This is a genomic window from Faecalibacterium hominis (ex Afrizal et al. 2022) (genome assembly GCF_049545105.1).
Lineage (GTDB): Bacteria > Bacillota > Clostridia > Oscillospirales > Ruminococcaceae > Faecalibacterium > Faecalibacterium duncaniae.
Genome location: NZ_CP186860.1, coordinates 1,790,030 through 1,804,966, shown reverse-complemented (window position 1 = coordinate 1,804,966; position 14,937 = coordinate 1,790,030). Strand labels below are relative to the sequence as shown.

Here is a 14,937-nt window from a genome sequence, read left to right as displayed (position 1 = left end):
TGTGGCTACCAACGTGAAGCGCAAAAAGAAAGCCGAAGTCATGTCGGACGACGGCAGCATGACGCTGACCGGACATCTGAAAGAGCTGCGGAACCGGCTGATCATCTGCGCGGCGGTGTTTGTAGTGGGCGTGATCGGCTTCCTGGCAATTTCGGATAAGCTGATCGACCTGCTGACGGCCATGGCAATGAATGCGAACTACACCTTCGTGTTCCTGGCCCCGCAGGAAAAGCTGATGCAGTATTTCCGGGTGTCCCTGATCGCTGCGGTGATCGTGACCATTCCGGTGGCGCTGTATCAGGTCTACGCCTTTGCAAAACCCGGCCTGAAACGGAGCGAGAGATTCTTCTTCCGGCTGGTGCTGCTGTTCGGTCTGGCTCTGTTCTGCGTAGGTGTGCTGTTCGCCTACAAGGTCACCCTGCCGTTCATGCTGAACTTCCTCGTCACGCTGGAGGGTACCGATTACATCACGGCATCCATCAGCATCGAGAGCTACATCAACCTCTGCCTGACCATGTTCATCATCTTTGGCTGTGTGTTTGAAATGCCTCTGGTCACCATCATTCTGGCCAAGATGGGCATTGCAAACCCCGAGATCATGAAGAAGGGCCGCGGCGTTGCCATTGTCCTGATCTTCCTGGTCGCAGCCATCATCACCCCGCCCGATATCGTGTCGCAGTGCTTTGTGGCTGTGCCCATGTGCCTGCTGTACTTTATCAGCATCTTCCTCAGCGGCATTTTCTATAAGCCCAAGACGGATGATGATGACGAGGATGACGAAGAGGAATCCTCTGACGAGGAGTAAGTTCTCTCAAGGCTTTCCGGCCCTCCCACTGCGGGAGGGCCTTTTGCTTTGCCAAAAATCGAAACGAATTTTCGGCTTTTTGCATAAATCCTGTTTCAGCCGCTGTCTTTTGCAAATGGATATGTTATAATGATAACGATGAGAAAACCGGCGGCCTGACCGCCGCAAAGAAGGGGTAAATGAATATGAAAGAGTACGCATTCGGCATCGACCTGGGCGGCACCACGGCCAAGGTGGGCCTGTTCACCACGGCGGGCGCTCTGCTGGAAAAGTGGGAGGTGCCCACCGACACCTCCAATGCAGGGGAACACATCCTCGGGAACCTGGCCAAGGCCGTGAAGGACAAGATGCAGGAAAACGGCATCACTGCCGAGCAGGTGGAGGGCGTGGGTGTCGGTGTGCCCGGCCCTGTGCTGGACAGCCGCATTGTGCCCATTGTCTGCGCCAACCTCGGCGGCTGGGGTGAGCGGAACGTCTCCATCCAGCTGTCCGGCCTGCTGGACGGCATCAAGGTGCTGGTGGGCAACGATGCCGATGTGGCCGCGCTGGGCGAGATCTGGATGGGCTGTGCCAAGGGCTGCCGCAGCGCGGTGATGGTCACGCTGGGCACCGGTGTCGGCGGCGGTGTCATCGTCAACGGCAGGATCATCGAGGGTGCCCACGGTGCAGGCGGTGAGATCGGCCACATCACCGTCAACCCCCACGAGACGGCGGTCTGCGGCTGCGGCAAGCACGGCTGCCTGGAGCAGTATTCCAGCGCCACCGGCGTGGTCCGCTGTATGAAGAAGCTGCTGGACGAGAACCCGGACACCCCCTGCACCCTGCGCGGCACCGACTTTGCCGCCAAGGATGTCTTTGATGCCGCCCGTGCAGGCGATGCACTGGCCGCCCGTGAGGTAGACGAGATGACCGACACCCTGGGCATGGCGCTGGCCTCCATTGCCTCCACCACCGACCCCGAGATGTTTATGGTGGGCGGCGGTGTCGCCCGTGCCGGAGATGTCCTCTTCAACCCCCTGCGGGAGCATTTCAAGACCTATGCCTTCAGCTCCTGCCGCGAGACCCCCATCGTTGCTGCTACCCTCGGCAATGATGCCGGCATCTATGGTGCTGTGCGGCTCATCGTGGGAGAATAAGATGAAGCTGAATCTGCAAGTTACCCGGTTGCAGGATGGTGCAAAAGTGCCAGTACATGTTGTGGCGGCGGGAAAGCTGGATTTTCAGCAGACTGCCAGCATGGGATGGCAGACGAATTGGAAAACGATGGACACTGCATATTTCCCGAATCGTGTTGCACTGAAAACAGAAGAACAGGAATTGCTGGGTTTGATGTCTTACTTCTGCGATGATCGGTTTCTGGCAGTAGAACTTGTCTATCTGGAAAGTCAGCCGGAAAGCAATGCAAATCTTCTGCATCAGAATGGAAAGGAAAAGAAGTATCAGGGAATTGCAAAGGCATTATTTGCATATGCAGTACAGGAATCTATCAATCATGGCTATGATGGCGTGGTACTGTTCAAAGCAAAAACGGATACTCTTCTGGAATACTATCTTCACGAATTTGGAGCACGTCCGGTAGGGAGATATGACCCATTCCGGTTAGTACTCTGGGAAGATGCTGCACAAAGATTGATTGCAGAATACGAGGTGAATGCAGATGAATGAACCGATGGAAAGAAGCTGGGTCACACCGCTGAATGAGGAAGATCGGGAATATTTTTCCTATTTCCGCACAGTTTGTAAGAGGTACAATATCAATCCATCCAGAGCGACCCGTCTGGAATACGACTTTGTGACCCGTGTGGCAGAAAGTGAGTTTTACTTGCAGAAAGCTGCGACCTGATAAAATGGTTGAGCCCCATGCCTGCATCTCAATCGTGTGGGCATGGGGATTTTTATTTTATAAGAAGAAGGAGCTGAATCAATGAACTATACCCCTATTACAGAGGAAAATATTGAAAAAGTAGCAATGCTCTACATGAACCACTACAACCAACATTCTGGCGGGTGCTGGACTTATGAAAAGGCATATAAGCGAATCCATCAAATGGTAACGATGGAGGATTCCCTCTGCCTGATGCAAGAAGATGACAACGATATTCCAACAGGGCTTGTCATCGGTTTTTTGGAAAGCTACGATGATTTTACATTCTATTATCTCGACGAGATCCTGATTTTCGGGGAGTATCAGAACAAGGGGTATGGCAGATTACTTCTCCAAGAAGTGGAACAGCGTGTGCGGGAACGCGGCGCACAGATGATTGAACTGGTCTGTCCGGATGATGCGCATCACATGCACTTTTACGGCGGCTTCGGGATGGCAGAAGCAACGAACCTGAAGCTGATGAAAAAACGATTGTAAATCTGCCGTGGTTATTTTTGAGGCAAAAACGGACGAACTGGAACAGCACTATCTCCGGGATTTTGGAGCGCGTCCGGTTGCATCCTTACATCCCGGCGGGCCGGGAACGTTTTTCTGAAATCATTGCAAAGCCCCGTGCCGGTGCGATATGCCGGACACGGGGCTTTTTCTATTTTTGAAATATAAAATACAAGACAAAAAGTAAATTATACTTGACATAATGTTTGGTGAGTGCTATTCTGTATCCGAGGGAACGAGTTCACCCTCACAGGAAATAGACGAGGTGACAGGATGCCGAAGAATCTGAAACTGAAAGCTGCCCGCGCGGAAAAAGATATGACGCAGGGGGCATTGGCAGAAGCGGCTGGGGTCTCGCGCCAGACCATCAACGCGATCGAAAAGGGCGAGTACAACCCCACTATCAATCTCTGCCGCAGCATCTGCAAAATTTTGGGAAAAACACTGGATGAACTGTTCTGGGAGGAATGAGTTATGAGATTTTCACTGTACAGCAAGAAAAACCAGTTGGACGAGATGCAGGAGCAAACTCTGCGCAAAATTGAGGGGCGTGGCTTCTGGTTGATGTGGGGCAGCCTTCTGGCGGCGTGGATCGTGCAGACGATGTTCGGGGCTGCGGACAAGGCTGCCGGAGAGTGGGTTGTATTTATGATCGGCTGCATCTATATGTGTGTTGCGTGTCTGCGCAATGGTTTGTGGGATCGTCACCTTTTGGATACGGCCCCGGCCAATGCCGTGTGTTCTCTGGTTGCTGTGGTGGCGGTTACGCTGATCAGCGGTTTTTCCTATGGATACTGGGTCGGTGCTGTCATTGCCGGTGTTTTTACCGGTATCCTGTGTTTTGCATTGCTGCAGCTGTGCGCCGCACTGACACGCAGACAGCGCAAGCATCTGGACAACCCGAAGGATGAGGAATAATATTATACATACGAAGAGGGGACAGCCCTTTATTTTTCCACAACAAAAAGCGGAACCGTTGAAAAGTACAGCGGTTCCGCTTTTATCATCTCTGAATTTTTGGGTTACAGCGTGTCCTCGCCGGGCAGCTGGTTCCACAGGCGGTAGTAAACACCCTTCTGCTCCAGCAGCTGGTCGTGGGTGCCGGATTCCACAATGCCCTCGGAGCCAAGCACCAGAATACGGTCGTAGTTCTTGATGGTGGTCAGCCGGTGGGCAATGGTCAGGGTGGTGCGGCCATGGGCCAGCTTTTCCAGGCTCTGCCCCACAAGGATCTCGCTCTCGTTGTCCAGTGCGCTGGTGGCCTCGTCCAGGATCAGGATGGGCGGGTTCTTCAGGAAGACACGGGCAATGGCGATGCGCTGCTTCTGGCCGCCCGAGAGCTTGACACCGCGCTCGCCGACATAGGTGTCGAAGCCGTCCTTCAGGGCCATGATAAAGCGCTCTGCACCGGCCAGACGGGCGGCTTCGATGATCTCCTCCCGGGTGGCATCGGGCTTACCGTAGGCGATGTTATCCGCCACAGAGCCGCTGAACAGGTACACGTCCTGCTGGACGATGCCGATGTCCTCGCGCAGGCTCTTGAGGGTGACCTGCTGGATGTCCTGTCCGTCGATGTAGATGTGGCCGCTGGTCACATCGTAGAAGCGGGGGATGAGGTTGCACAGGGTGGTCTTACCGCCGCCGGAGGGGCCGACCAGAGCCAGCCGCTCGCCTGCCTTGATGTCCAGACTGACATGGTGGAGCACCTTGTTGTGGTCGTCCGGGTACTCAAAGCTGACATCGTCAAAGCGGATGGCACCGGGGCCGGGCTGCAGGGGTTTTGCATCTGGAGCATCGTGGATGGGCACGGGGGTGTCCATGATCTCGGCAAAGCGCTCGATGCCGGTCATGCCGCGCTGGAACTGCTCGGCAAACTCGACGATGCGGCGGATGGTGGCGATGAGGGTGGTGACATAGAGCATGTAGGCCACCAGGTCACCGGCGGTGATCTTGCCGTTGACCAGCGACAGGCCGCCCGCCAGAATGACCACCAGATACATCAGGCCGTCGAACAGGCGGGTGGAGGTGTTGAAGGCAGCCATGGCGTAGTAGCCCAGCGTCTTGATGTGCTCAAAGTCTTTGTTGCCCTGCTCGAACTTGGCACGCTCCTGCTCCTCGGCGGCAAAGGCTTTTACCACGCCCTGACCCAGCAGGCTGTCCTCGATGGTGGCGTTCAGCTCACCGATCTGGATGCGCTGCTGCCGGAACCGGGCACGCAGACGACCGTTCAGGTAAACGGACACTACGCCCATCAGGGGCACGCAGGCGAACACCGCCAACGTCAGCGGGATGCTGGCCTGGCACAGGATGATGAAGGAGGCCAGGATCTTGATAAAGGCGATGAAAAATTCCTCGGGGCAGTGGTGGGCAAACTCGGTCACATCGAACAGATCGTTGGTGATGCGGCCCATGATGGTGCCGACCTTGGTGTTATTGTAATAGGTGTGGTCGAGCAGCAGCAGGTGGTCGAAGGCATCCCGGCGCATGTCGGTCTCAATGTGCACGCCCATGATGTGGCCGATGCCGGACATGAAATACTGGGCCGCACCGTCGATGATGCGGAGCACAAAGTAGATGCCCGCCAGCTTGAGCACGATGCCGGTGGTCAGGGTGATGCCCACGCCCATGGCCGAGTTGGTGATGGTGCTCATGATCTTGGGCAGGAAGATGTCACACAGGGTGGTCAGCGCAGCGCAGAACAGGTCGAGAAAGAGCACTGCCTTGTGCTTTGCCAGATAGGGTAAAAAGCGGCGGATGAGCGCGCCGCTGCTGTTGTGGTGTGCACCGGGGTCTTTGATGTTTTGCTTTGCCATGGTTCCTCCTTTTTAACGGGCTCACCCTCTCCGTCATTGCTGACGCAATGCCACCTCCCCCAAAGTGGGAGGCTTTGGCAGGATTTGCAAGCTTCATCTTTATGCCAAGGGCTCTCCCTTTGGGAGAGCTGGCGAGCGAAGCGAGACTGAGAGGGCGAGCAATTTTATCTTTTCCTGTAATCCCGTTCGCCGTAGATCGCAGTGCCGATACGCACCAGCGTTGCGCCTTCGCGGATGGCGTTCTCATAATCGCCGCTCATGCCCATGGAGAGGGTCTGCATCTCCACGTTGGAATAGCCGCGCTCCCCGGCCTTTACGAACAGGTCATGGACGGCGGCGAGATACCGGCGGTTCTGTGCATCGTCATCATTGACCGGGGGAATGGCCATCAGGCCCTTGACCCGGATGTGCTCCTGTGCGGCAGCGGCATCCAGCAGGGGCCAGAGCGCTTCCGGCGAAACGCCGCTCTTGCTCTCCTCCCCGCCGATGTTTACCTCCAGCAGGACGTTCTGCACGATGCCCGCCTTGGCGGCTTCCTTCTCGATGGCGGTCAGAAGGTGTTCACTGCCCACGCTCTGGATCAGGCTGGCCCGGCCCAGGACTTTTTTGATCTTGTTGGTCTGCAGGTGCCCGATGAAATGGCTGGGCTTGCCGCAGTAAGCGCCTGCGTCAAAGTTTGCGCAGAGCTCCTGCACATGGTTTTCGCCAAACACGTCAATGGGCAGGGCGGCACTTGCGGCCACAGTTTCAGCGGTGCGGGTCTTGCAGGCGGCGCACAGCTGGACCTCGGCAGGGTCACGGCCCGCCTCCCGGGCAGCGGCGGCCATCTTTTCACGGATGGCCAGCACGGCCTCCCGCATCTCTTCCGGTGTTTTTTCTGCCATAAGGCATCAGTCCTCCTCGGTATATTTTGCGCGCTCTCCGCCGATGAGCTTCGGACGGGTGCGGGCGCAGAGAATGTTTGCTTCACCGATCTGGTTCAGGCTCAGCCGCACCGGCACGGCCACCCGGCGCAGGTGCATCCCGATCAGGGTGCCGCCGATGTCGATACCGGCGTGGGCGCGGATCTCCTCCACAGCAATGGGGTCTTTGAACTGCTTCCAGCAGGTGGTGGCCCAGCTGCCGCCCGCATGGGGCCGGGGCACGACACACACTTCCTCCCAACCGTATTGTTCGGCGGCTTCCCGCTCAATGATAATGGCCCGGTTCAGGTGCTCGCAGCACTGTGCCGCCAGCCAGATGCCGCGCTGAGCCAGCACCGGCGCAATGCCTGCATACACGGCCTGCGCTGCCTCCAGACTGCTGTCCTTGCCGATGTGCCCGCCCACGATCTCGCTGGACGAGCAGCCCACCACGAACACGTCGCCTTTTTTCAGCTTTGCCTGTTCCAGCAGCTCTTCCACTGCCTGCCGGGCTTCCGCCTGGATCTGCTGTTTGAATGCGTCTGTCATATCAATTACCTCGTATCGATCGGTTGCCGCGATGACCCGATGTTCTGTATTCGATTGGGCCCAAGCGTTTGCAACAATTTTTCCGGGATGCCCAGGGCTCCCATGGCAGGGAAGCTGGCATGCGAAGCGTGACGGAGCGGTTCAGACCCGTGCAGAATAAAGCGCTTTTTCTCCCGCGATGCCAAAATACACCCGGTTCTCCACCGGGCAGAGGGCAGAGCTGCTGCCCTGAGGCTTGCCGGAAAAGCTCCACAGCCAGCTTCCGCTGGCGGTGGAAACGGCCTCGGCGCGGATGCCGTCGGCGGGCAGGGAGAACAGGTTCTCCTGCATCGATTCGCTCAGCCGCAGAGCCACACCGCGCAGGAAGGTGCTGCCTGCATGGCGTTCCAGCCAGCTGGAGCTGGCCCAGCGGTAGCTGATGTAGAGGGTGCTGTCCTCATCCAGCGCCAACGCGCCGGGATAGCCCGGCAGCCCGCTGAAGCTGCTCTGACAACCCTTGCCCCCTGCAGTCAGGCTGCGGGCAGAGGCCGCAGCGCTCCAGATGCAGCGGCTGCCGAGGTCGGCGATGTAGAGGGTCTGGGTGCGCTCGTCCAGCGCAAGGCCGGACGCTCCGGCAATGCCGCCCACCACCTGCTCTACGGTGCGGGCAGCGGGATCATAAACGTATACCGCACCTGTTCCGGTGTGGGCCAGCAGCTCGGTGCGCAGGGCGCTTTCCAGCCCCTGTTCCGCGCTCTCCTGCCCGACCACGGCAAAGTAGACCTTGCCGTCCGCACCGACCTCCACGGCAGAAAGGGCCCCCAGCGGGGCCCCGTCGATCTGCGTGACCACCTGCTCCACCGAAGCGCCCCAGCTGTCGTGCCGGGCGCGGCAAAGGGTGCCCCCGGCAGGGGTGAGAACTGTGAGCCACAGGTCTCCCGCAGCATCAAACGCAAAGCCGGTCAGCTCGCCCTCTACGTTCAGGATGACCGCAGCGTTGCCGCCGTCGGTGCGCACCAGATCGCTGGTGCGTTTCTTCAGGGAGGAGCCGTTCCATGCCGCTGCATAGACAAGGCCATCCCGGGTGCGGATGCAGTCCACGCCCTGATACCCGCCCAGATCCCAGATCTCCCTGCGGTCGGTGGAAAGCGCTGCCTGTGCCGCGCCGGAGGCCTGCCGGTGATCCGGGGCGGTGTAGGTTTTGGGCGGGGCCTCAATGGGCCGGAGCACCAGCGCCCAGACCAGCGCAGCAACCGCGGCCAGCGTAAACACGATGCTCAATTTCTGGAACCTCTGGAGCACTTCCTCCCGCTCGGCGGCACGCTGGGCCTCCTGCACGGCCCGGCGGCGGGCAGCGGCGGCGCTGGCCCGGTTGGCGCGGCGAAGCCAGCGGTCTACCCACAGGGCTGCACTGGGCCCGATGGTCAGTGACGCAATGAGCAGGATGAGAAGCAGTTCAACGAATCCGATGCGCATAGGCAGATTTCCTTTGTTCTGATGGTTGTTTTTATCAAATCAGTATAGCACACTTTATAGCAGAGAAGCAAGCGGGCGGCAGGCTCCTGCTGTTTCTTGCGGGGCTTTTGTGGTATACTAAAAGAAATGGGGCGGCGGTTTTCCAAACCATTCACTTAAACTTCACAAAATTTTCCAATAATTATATTATGATACCCCTAGAAACTGGAGCTATTTTGATAACGAGGAGGAAACCTCAGATGGCAAAGATACTGATCGTTGATGATGAACCACGCATCCGGGAACTGATCCGGGAGCATTTACAATATGCAGGCTATGTCTGCGAGGAAGCGGGCGACGGCTCTGCCGCCCTTTCGCTGCTGAGCGGCGGCGGTTTTGATCTGGTGATTCTGGATGTGATGATGCCCTTTATGGACGGCATGACCTGCCTGCGCGAGATGCGCGCCCGCCACATCAACACGCCGGTGATCATCCTGACCGCGCGCGGCGAGGAGTATGATAAGCTGGCCGGTCTGGAAGGCGGCGCGGATGACTATGTGGTCAAGCCCTTCTCCCCGCGGGAGCTGGTGGCCCGTGTCAAGGCGGTGCTCAACCGCACCATGCCCCGCTCCGAGGCATCGGACGGCACCATGACCTTCGGCGAACTGACCATCGACACGGCCAGCCACACCGTGCGGGTGGCGGGCGAGGATGTGAGCCTGACCCCCAAGGAGTTTGACCTGCTGGTGTTCCTGGCCTCCAACAAGGGCATTGCCCTGAGCCGGGAGAAGATCCTGCAGAAGGTGTGGAACTACGACTATTTCGGCGAGGACCGCACCGTGGATACCCATGTCAAGATGCTGCGGGGCCATCTGGGCAAATGCCGGGGCTATATTGCCACCGTGTGGGGCATCGGCTATAAGTTCGACCCGGATGCAGCGCGTTAAACAGGAGGTTTGCGGTTGATGCGGCAACCCGAAAAAAAGCGGCGTACCGTGGGCATCCGCGGGCAACTGATGTGGTTCCTCTGCTTCATCTGTCTGCTGCTGCTGGTGCTGTTCTGGTTTTTGTGCACCCAGCTGCTGGAGCCCCTGTACACCACCCATATCCAGAAGCAGCTGACCGAACAGGCGGATGCCATCGTGCAGAAACTGGACGATGCCATTGCCGACGGCCAGACCCTCTCTTATTGGGGGTTCGGCAGTCAGCTCTATGTCAACAGCCAGTTTTTCAACCAGCTCAGCAGCGAGATCTACGAAAACGGCGGCATGAGCAGCTTCTGCGTGGATATCTCCGATGTCACGCTGCGGCAGATCTTCAAGGTGGAGAACCTCTCTTATTGCAACCTGCACCGCACCCGGCCCACCGATGAAAACAGCGAGCTGCCCTCTTACAGCACCGCCCGCGCCATGCGCCAGCTCTGCCGCGAGACCGGCAGCTGCGTGCGGAAGATCAACCCGCCCACGCCCTCGGGCACGGTGGAGCTGATGGTGGGCAGAACGACCTCCGACGGCAGCTACACCGTGCTGGTGACCACCAGCCTGATGCATGTCTCGGAGGCCGGCGAGGTGATGAGCACGGTGCTGCCGCTGGCGGCGGCGCTGATCTTTGCCTTTTCCATGAGCGCGGCGTGGCTGTTCAGCGAGTGGTTCACCAAGCCCCTGCGCCAGCTTTCGGGGGCGGCCCGGCAGGTGGCACAGGGCGACTACGCCGTTCAGGTGGAGACCAACCGCCGGGACGAGCTGGGCGACCTGGCGCAGGAGTTCAACCACATGGCCAAGGAAGTCCAGCACGCGGCTCAGATGCAGCGCGACCTGCTGGCAAATGTCTCCCACGACCTGCGCACCCCGCTGACCCTCATCAAGGGCTATGCGGAGACGGTGCGGGACATCACCGGCGACGACAAGGCCCACCGGGACGAGCAGATGAACATCATCGTGGATGAGGCCGACCGGCTGACGGCGCTGGTCTCCAGCGTCATGGAGCTGAGCAAGGTGACCAGCGGCGCGGAAAAGTGCGAGAAGGTCCACTTTGATATGGGCCAGCTCTGCGATGAGGTCAGTGAGCGCTATGACGCGGTCTGTGCCCAAAATGGCTGGCAGCTCAAGCTGGAACTGCCGGAGGAAGAGCTGCCTGTCTATGCCGACCCCAACATGATGCAGCGCGCCCTCCACAACCTGCTGGGCAACGCCATGCACCACATCGGCGGGGACGGCATCTTCCTCCTGCGGGCCTCTAAGGTACCCGAGGGAGTCCGGGTGGAGATCGAGGACCACGGCCCCGGCATCTGTGCCGAGGATCTGCCCTATATCTTTGACCGGTATTACCGCTCCCGTTCCGATGCGGGCAAGCAGGGCACCGGCCTGGGGCTTTCCATCACCAAGGCCATCTTCCAGCAGCACGGCTTCCGCTTCGGCGTGCAGAGCACGCTGGGCAAAGGCACGACTTTCTGGTTCATTGCAACGGATACAAAGTAAAACGACCCTCTTCGTCATTCCGAAACAATGACGGAGAGGGTCGCTCTTTTTAAGCATCTGCTTTCCGGTAAATGCCCAGACTGTTGTCCGGTTCCGGCATCTTCACGCGGGAGGCGCGGTCGTTCACCTTGACCAGCATCCAGCCCATCAGGGCCAGCACCACCACGATAATGAGCCATTTTACGGCGTTGGGGAGTTTCTTCATATTCACATTCCTTTGTTTTTGATCTCAGGGGCGGCAGAGCTTCCGCGCCTGGGTCAGCAGGGCAGCGGCATCGGCGGCAGAGGGCGCTGCGACCCAGTCCGGGCGCTGGCGTGCCCCCGGGCCGCTGCTTCCGGCCTCAGCAAAGCGGGCAAGGCAGGTGTCCGTGCGGTCATTCCAGCCGGAAAAGCCCTCCGGTGCAATGTGGGCTCCAAGGCGGCAGTCCAGCACGGCAGTCTTTCCGGTGGGCCGCCAGGGCCTGCCCAGATAGACCGTTCCGGCGGGGCAGTCGGAGACGAAATCGCAGTCCCAGAACACGAAGCCCAGCCCGTTGGCACTGCCCGAAGGGGCGGTGATGTAGCTGTGGGGAAGGTGGTTGTCTACTGTGCGCAGGATGCACTGCTCAAACAGGGCATCGGCCCCGCCAAAGATGAAATCGATGTCCCCCGAGATCTCGCAGCTCTGGTAATACTGCGCCGAGGGGCGGCGGGGCGCAAACTTGCGGGGGCCCAGAAAACCGTCCTTCTCCCGTTCAGCCTCGGGCAGGGGCGCACAGAAGAGCGTGTCCTGGTTGCCCAGCAGCCTTACCCGGCGGAACACGGCCTTTTCGGCATCCACATAGGCGGCAATGCCCTGCCCCACGGCACTGCCCGGACCGGCATCGTTGGCAATGGTCAGATCCTCTACCGTTACGCTGCCGCCGCTGAAAAAAGCGGTGTAGCTGCGGAAGGTGTGGGTGGGCCGCCCATCCGGGTGGGGCAGCTTGCCGCCGTCCCCAAAGATCAGGGTGGTGGCATCAGCTCCCGCGCCCCGCAGGGTGAGCGCCCGTTTTTCACAGACCAGCTTTTCCCGGTAGATGCCGGGGCCGATGCTGATCTCTGCTTCCAGCTCGTAGGGCACCGCCAGCACGGCCTCCGAGATGCTGGCAAAATCGCTGCTGCCATCCTGGGAAACGGTGAGTTTTAACATGGGCAGTCCTCCCTAGTAAAAGATAAGGCTATTATATGCCCCTTTTGTGAAATTTTCAATGTCCGCAGGGCTCTAACCGGAGCACGGCGGCGGTGATATCATCGGGTCGGCCGGTCTGTTCAGCGCGGGCGCGGGCGGTCTCCACAAGAATCCGGGCCACCTTCTCGGGCGGGTCGCCTGCGGCGGCGGAGAGTTCCAGCTGCTTGGCCACCCAGCCGGGGCCGTCCACCAGCAGACCGTCCGAGACCAGTACGGCATAGTCTCCGGCGGCGAGATGCACCACCCGGCTCTGGCCGTTCACGCCGCCCAGAATGCCGATGGGCAGGCTGATATCGCCCACCGGACGGGCGCGGCCCCCGTGCACCAGAAAGCCCGGGGCGGCCCCGGCCTTGAAGATCCGTGCCGTGCCGGTGTAAAGGTCCACGCTGATCAGGTCGAGGGTGGCCCCGCTCTCCTCATCGCTTTTCAGGGCCAGCGCCACATTGACCAGCCGCGCCGCCAACTCAGCGGTGAAACCGGCTTTCAGCAGGCGGGCTGTGAGCTCGGCGGCAAGGCTGCCATCCACGGCGGCCGGGCGGCCCGTGCCCATACCGTCACACAGGATCATCTGGGCAGCGGCCGGGCTGCAGAACTGCTGGACCGCATCCCCGGAGACAGTGCCCTTTGCCGCTGTGCCCGCAGTTCCGAACACGGCCCGGAGGGCGGGCTTTTCGCAGAAGAGCAGGGTGGTCATCCCTTTGCAGGAGAGCACCTGCGGCGGGTCGAAGTCCCGGCGGCAGATGCGCCCGGTCTCCTGCGCCAGTGCGGCCAGTTCGGGGGAGGAGAAGCGGGTGCGGGGCAGGGTGACCGCCGCCCGTGCCCGGCCCAGGTCGTCCAGCGTGACAGCACATTCCAGCGGCGGCGTGCCCAGGCTGGCAAAAAACGCGGCCACCCGCCCGGATTTGTAGGGCTCCGGGTTTCCGGGGCGGCCCAGCTGCTCACTGAGCACGCTCAGGGCATCGGCCATGGCGCTGTATTGTTCGGTCAGGGCGGTGCGCATGGCTTCGGCGTGGACATGGGCCTCCTTCCGGCTCCGGTAGAGCGCAAAGGAGCGGTTTGCCGCCGCGCAGAGCGCCGCCGGGTGGATGCATCTGGACAGCTGGCCGGGCAGGTCGCTGGCCTGCAGGTGTCCCTGCTGTTCCAGAATGGGCCGCAGGGCGTTCATCCCGTCCAGCGTGGCAGTGTATTCCTGCTTCCAGCAGGTTTCCCGCCGCCCGCAGTTGAAGCACAGGTTGTCGTGGGTGTTGTCGATGACCCAGCGGAAGGTGTCGCACCGGCGGGGAAACGCATCGTACACAGCGTTCACCGTCTCGGCCAGCGAGGAAAGGCTCTCGGCCACTGCTTCCAGCCGGGTGGCGGCGGCAGAAAGCCGGGGCGGCTCCTCGGGCGGCGCGGGGGCTTCCGGCACCGGTGTCAGCCAGTGTTTTGGGAAAAAGGCGGGGGCCGCAAGGCCCAGCCCGGCGCTGAGGAGCAGGGGCAGGGCCGTGCCGGGGGCGGGAACACAGAGTACCCCCAGCACACACCCGCCCGCACAGGCGGCAAGGGTCTCAGCCCGCCGCCCGGGGGCCAGCAGGACCGCTGCCGCTGTGCCGCAGCAGAGCCCCACCGCTGCCGGGGCAAGGGAAGGGTCTGCGGCGCAGAGCGCGGCCCCGGTGAAGGCAGCAAAGGCCAGCGCGGGCTTTTCCTGCCCGCGGCAGCAGAGGGCGGCATCCACCATGGCGCAGGCCGCTACCCCAAGGCAGAGGGGGCCGAAGCGCAGCCCGCCTAGCGCCGCCGCCACGGCAGAAGCGGCCAGCAGGGTGCCAAAACCGGGTTTTTCAGGTGGGAAGCGCTGCAGCGCATAGCCGAAGCTGCTCGCCAGCAGGGCATCTGCCCCGCAGAAGAACACCAGCGTGAAGCCTGCCCCGCCGGGCCCCAGCGCAAAGCAGGCACCCCCCAGCACCAGCGTCCCGCACCCGGCCAGAAATGCCGGGCGGAGCCTGCCGGGCCAGAGCCATCGGGCGGCCACGGCCGCCCCCACAGCGCAGAGCAGGCAGAGGCTGTCCAGCGAAAACGCCCCGAACCCGTGGAACAGGATGCTCAGCGCAGCTCCGGCTGCGCAGGCGGCAAAGCAGTCCGCAGGCAGGCCCAATGTCAGCCCCAGCCCAAAGGGGAGCAGGGCCCCGTAGAGAACGGCCCAGCCCCCGGCAAGCCCCAGCGCAAAGGCCCCGCCCTGCCGCAGGGCCGGGCGTACCGCCGCCCGGGAGGCCAACGCGGCGGCAACAGGCTGCTTCGGGTGCAGTTTTGTGGTTTCCGGCATGAAAAAATCCCCGCTTTCCGGCGGGGATCTTTTGCAATGTTCTGTTTCCCGCGCCCTTTGCATATACT

The 14,937-nt window shown here is 60.7% G+C and carries 16 protein-coding genes; 9 read left to right on the top strand and 7 right to left on the bottom strand.

Annotated elements, in window-relative coordinates; translation table 11 throughout:
- Position 1: 1 nt before the first annotated feature.
- The 7 genes from tatC to ACKXGA_RS08765 all read left to right on the top strand — a co-directional run bounded on the left by tatC (position 2) and on the right by ACKXGA_RS08765 (position 4,103).
- Positions 2–805: a twin-arginine translocase subunit TatC gene (tatC, locus tag ACKXGA_RS08795; RefSeq protein WP_156058696.1), complete on the top strand. Its 804-nt coding sequence runs from the start codon at positions 2–4 to the stop codon at positions 803–805.
- 185 nt (positions 806–990) lie between these two features.
- Entirely contained in the window at positions 991–1,941 is a 951-nt protein-coding gene (locus ACKXGA_RS08790) for an ROK family glucokinase (protein ID WP_156058694.1), read from the top strand.
- A 1-nt stretch (position 1,942) separates the two neighbouring features.
- On the top strand, positions 1,943–2,470 hold the full coding sequence (locus ACKXGA_RS08785; protein ID WP_117477050.1) for a hypothetical protein: 528 nt from the start codon (positions 1,943–1,945) through the stop codon (positions 2,468–2,470).
- Positions 2,463–2,648 (top strand): hypothetical protein, encoded by a 186-nt coding sequence (locus ACKXGA_RS08780; RefSeq protein WP_097773200.1) that lies wholly within the window; start codon positions 2,463–2,465, stop codon positions 2,646–2,648. The genes ACKXGA_RS08785 and ACKXGA_RS08780 overlap by 8 nt, the downstream gene beginning before the upstream one ends.
- An 81-nt stretch (positions 2,649–2,729) precedes the next feature.
- Entirely contained in the window at positions 2,730–3,167 is a 438-nt protein-coding gene (locus ACKXGA_RS08775; protein WP_117505800.1) for a GNAT family N-acetyltransferase, read from the top strand.
- Positions 3,168–3,458: 291 nt separating this feature from the next.
- Complete coding sequence (locus ACKXGA_RS08770) at positions 3,459–3,656, top strand: helix-turn-helix transcriptional regulator (RefSeq protein WP_005934630.1); 198 nt, start codon at positions 3,459–3,461, stop codon at positions 3,654–3,656.
- Between the two features lie 3 nt (positions 3,657–3,659).
- Positions 3,660–4,103: a DUF6773 family protein gene (locus ACKXGA_RS08765; RefSeq protein WP_423729302.1), complete on the top strand. Its 444-nt coding sequence runs from the start codon at positions 3,660–3,662 to the stop codon at positions 4,101–4,103.
- Between the two features lie 104 nt (positions 4,104–4,207).
- Here the strand turns inward: ACKXGA_RS08765 and ACKXGA_RS08760 are convergent, their stop codons facing one another.
- The 4 genes from ACKXGA_RS08760 to ACKXGA_RS08745 all read right to left on the bottom strand — a co-directional run bounded on the left by ACKXGA_RS08760 (position 4,208) and on the right by ACKXGA_RS08745 (position 8,904).
- A complete protein-coding gene (locus tag ACKXGA_RS08760) occupies positions 4,208–5,998 on the bottom strand; it encodes an ABC transporter ATP-binding protein (RefSeq protein WP_117533745.1) in 1,791 nt (596 codons plus the stop codon).
- Positions 5,999–6,162: 164 nt separating this feature from the next.
- Positions 6,163–6,882 carry a YggS family pyridoxal phosphate-dependent enzyme gene (locus ACKXGA_RS08755; RefSeq protein ID WP_098924207.1) on the bottom strand — a complete coding sequence of 240 codons (720 nt, stop codon included), beginning with the start codon at positions 6,880–6,882 and terminating at the stop codon, positions 6,163–6,165.
- A gap of 6 nt (positions 6,883–6,888) precedes the next feature.
- The gene (locus ACKXGA_RS08750) at positions 6,889–7,449 is read right to left on the bottom strand and encodes a TIGR01440 family protein (RefSeq protein WP_423729301.1); all 561 of its coding nucleotides are present in this window, start codon (positions 7,447–7,449) and stop codon (positions 6,889–6,891) included.
- A gap of 141 nt (positions 7,450–7,590) precedes the next feature.
- Positions 7,591–8,904: an SMP-30/gluconolactonase/LRE family protein gene (locus ACKXGA_RS08745; RefSeq protein ID WP_423729300.1), complete on the bottom strand. Its 1,314-nt coding sequence runs from the start codon at positions 8,902–8,904 to the stop codon at positions 7,591–7,593.
- Positions 8,905–9,143: 239 nt separating this feature from the next.
- Between ACKXGA_RS08745 and ACKXGA_RS08740 the strand changes: the two genes are divergently transcribed.
- Together ACKXGA_RS08740 and ACKXGA_RS08735 are read left to right on the top strand one after the other, a co-directional pair.
- The gene (locus ACKXGA_RS08740; protein WP_035394613.1) at positions 9,144–9,830 is read left to right on the top strand and encodes a response regulator transcription factor; all 687 of its coding nucleotides are present in this window, start codon (positions 9,144–9,146) and stop codon (positions 9,828–9,830) included.
- Positions 9,831–9,848: 18 nt separating this feature from the next.
- Entirely contained in the window at positions 9,849–11,360 is a 1,512-nt protein-coding gene (locus ACKXGA_RS08735) for a sensor histidine kinase (RefSeq protein ID WP_005934608.1), read from the top strand.
- A gap of 49 nt (positions 11,361–11,409) precedes the next feature.
- On the opposite strand, the gene ACKXGA_RS08730 is transcribed toward ACKXGA_RS08735, so the two are convergent.
- Genes ACKXGA_RS08730 through ACKXGA_RS08720 form a run of 3 tightly spaced genes read right to left on the bottom strand, consistent with a single transcriptional unit; the run spans position 11,410 to position 14,869 of the window.
- Positions 11,410–11,565, bottom strand: coding sequence for a hypothetical protein (locus ACKXGA_RS08730; RefSeq protein ID WP_166444380.1), 156 nt, complete (start codon positions 11,563–11,565; stop codon positions 11,410–11,412).
- Positions 11,566–11,589: 24 nt separating this feature from the next.
- Positions 11,590–12,531, bottom strand: a complete 942-nt coding sequence (locus ACKXGA_RS08725) for a pectinesterase family protein (RefSeq protein WP_423729299.1) — start codon at positions 12,529–12,531, stop codon at positions 11,590–11,592.
- A 55-nt stretch (positions 12,532–12,586) separates the two neighbouring features.
- Positions 12,587–14,869 carry a SpoIIE family protein phosphatase gene (locus ACKXGA_RS08720; RefSeq protein WP_423729298.1) on the bottom strand — a complete coding sequence of 761 codons (2,283 nt, stop codon included), beginning with the start codon at positions 14,867–14,869 and terminating at the stop codon, positions 12,587–12,589.
- Positions 14,870–14,937: the final 68 nt, after the last annotated feature.

Bases quoted from the DNA above. Each gene is read 5' to 3' on its own strand.
- ACKXGA_RS08790 (WP_156058694.1), top strand. From the start codon at position 991: ATGAAAGAGTACGCATTCGGCATCGACCTGGGCGGCACCACGGCCAAG.
- ACKXGA_RS08785 (WP_117477050.1), top strand. From the start codon at position 1,943: ATGAAGCTGAATCTGCAAGTTACCCGGTTGCAGGATGGTGCAAAAGTG.
- ACKXGA_RS08780 (WP_097773200.1), top strand. From the start codon at position 2,463: ATGAATGAACCGATGGAAAGAAGCTGGGTCACACCGCTGAATGAGGAA.
- ACKXGA_RS08775 (WP_117505800.1), top strand. From the start codon at position 2,730: ATGAACTATACCCCTATTACAGAGGAAAATATTGAAAAAGTAGCAATG.
- ACKXGA_RS08770 (WP_005934630.1), top strand. From the start codon at position 3,459: ATGCCGAAGAATCTGAAACTGAAAGCTGCCCGCGCGGAAAAAGATATG.
- ACKXGA_RS08765 (WP_423729302.1), top strand. From the start codon at position 3,660: ATGAGATTTTCACTGTACAGCAAGAAAAACCAGTTGGACGAGATGCAG.
- ACKXGA_RS08760 (WP_117533745.1), bottom strand. From the start codon at position 5,998: ATGGCAAAGCAAAACATCAAAGACCCCGGTGCACACCACAACAGCAGC.
- ACKXGA_RS08755 (WP_098924207.1), bottom strand. From the start codon at position 6,882: ATGGCAGAAAAAACACCGGAAGAGATGCGGGAGGCCGTGCTGGCCATC.
- ACKXGA_RS08750 (WP_423729301.1), bottom strand. From the start codon at position 7,449: ATGACAGACGCATTCAAACAGCAGATCCAGGCGGAAGCCCGGCAGGCA.
- ACKXGA_RS08745 (WP_423729300.1), bottom strand. From the start codon at position 8,904: ATGCGCATCGGATTCGTTGAACTGCTTCTCATCCTGCTCATTGCGTCA.
- ACKXGA_RS08740 (WP_035394613.1), top strand. From the start codon at position 9,144: ATGGCAAAGATACTGATCGTTGATGATGAACCACGCATCCGGGAACTG.
- ACKXGA_RS08735 (WP_005934608.1), top strand. From the start codon at position 9,849: ATGCGGCAACCCGAAAAAAAGCGGCGTACCGTGGGCATCCGCGGGCAA.
- ACKXGA_RS08730 (WP_166444380.1), bottom strand. From the start codon at position 11,565: ATGAAGAAACTCCCCAACGCCGTAAAATGGCTCATTATCGTGGTGGTG.
- ACKXGA_RS08725 (WP_423729299.1), bottom strand. From the start codon at position 12,531: ATGTTAAAACTCACCGTTTCCCAGGATGGCAGCAGCGATTTTGCCAGC.
- ACKXGA_RS08720 (WP_423729298.1), bottom strand. From the start codon at position 14,869: ATGCCGGAAACCACAAAACTGCACCCGAAGCAGCCTGTTGCCGCCGCG.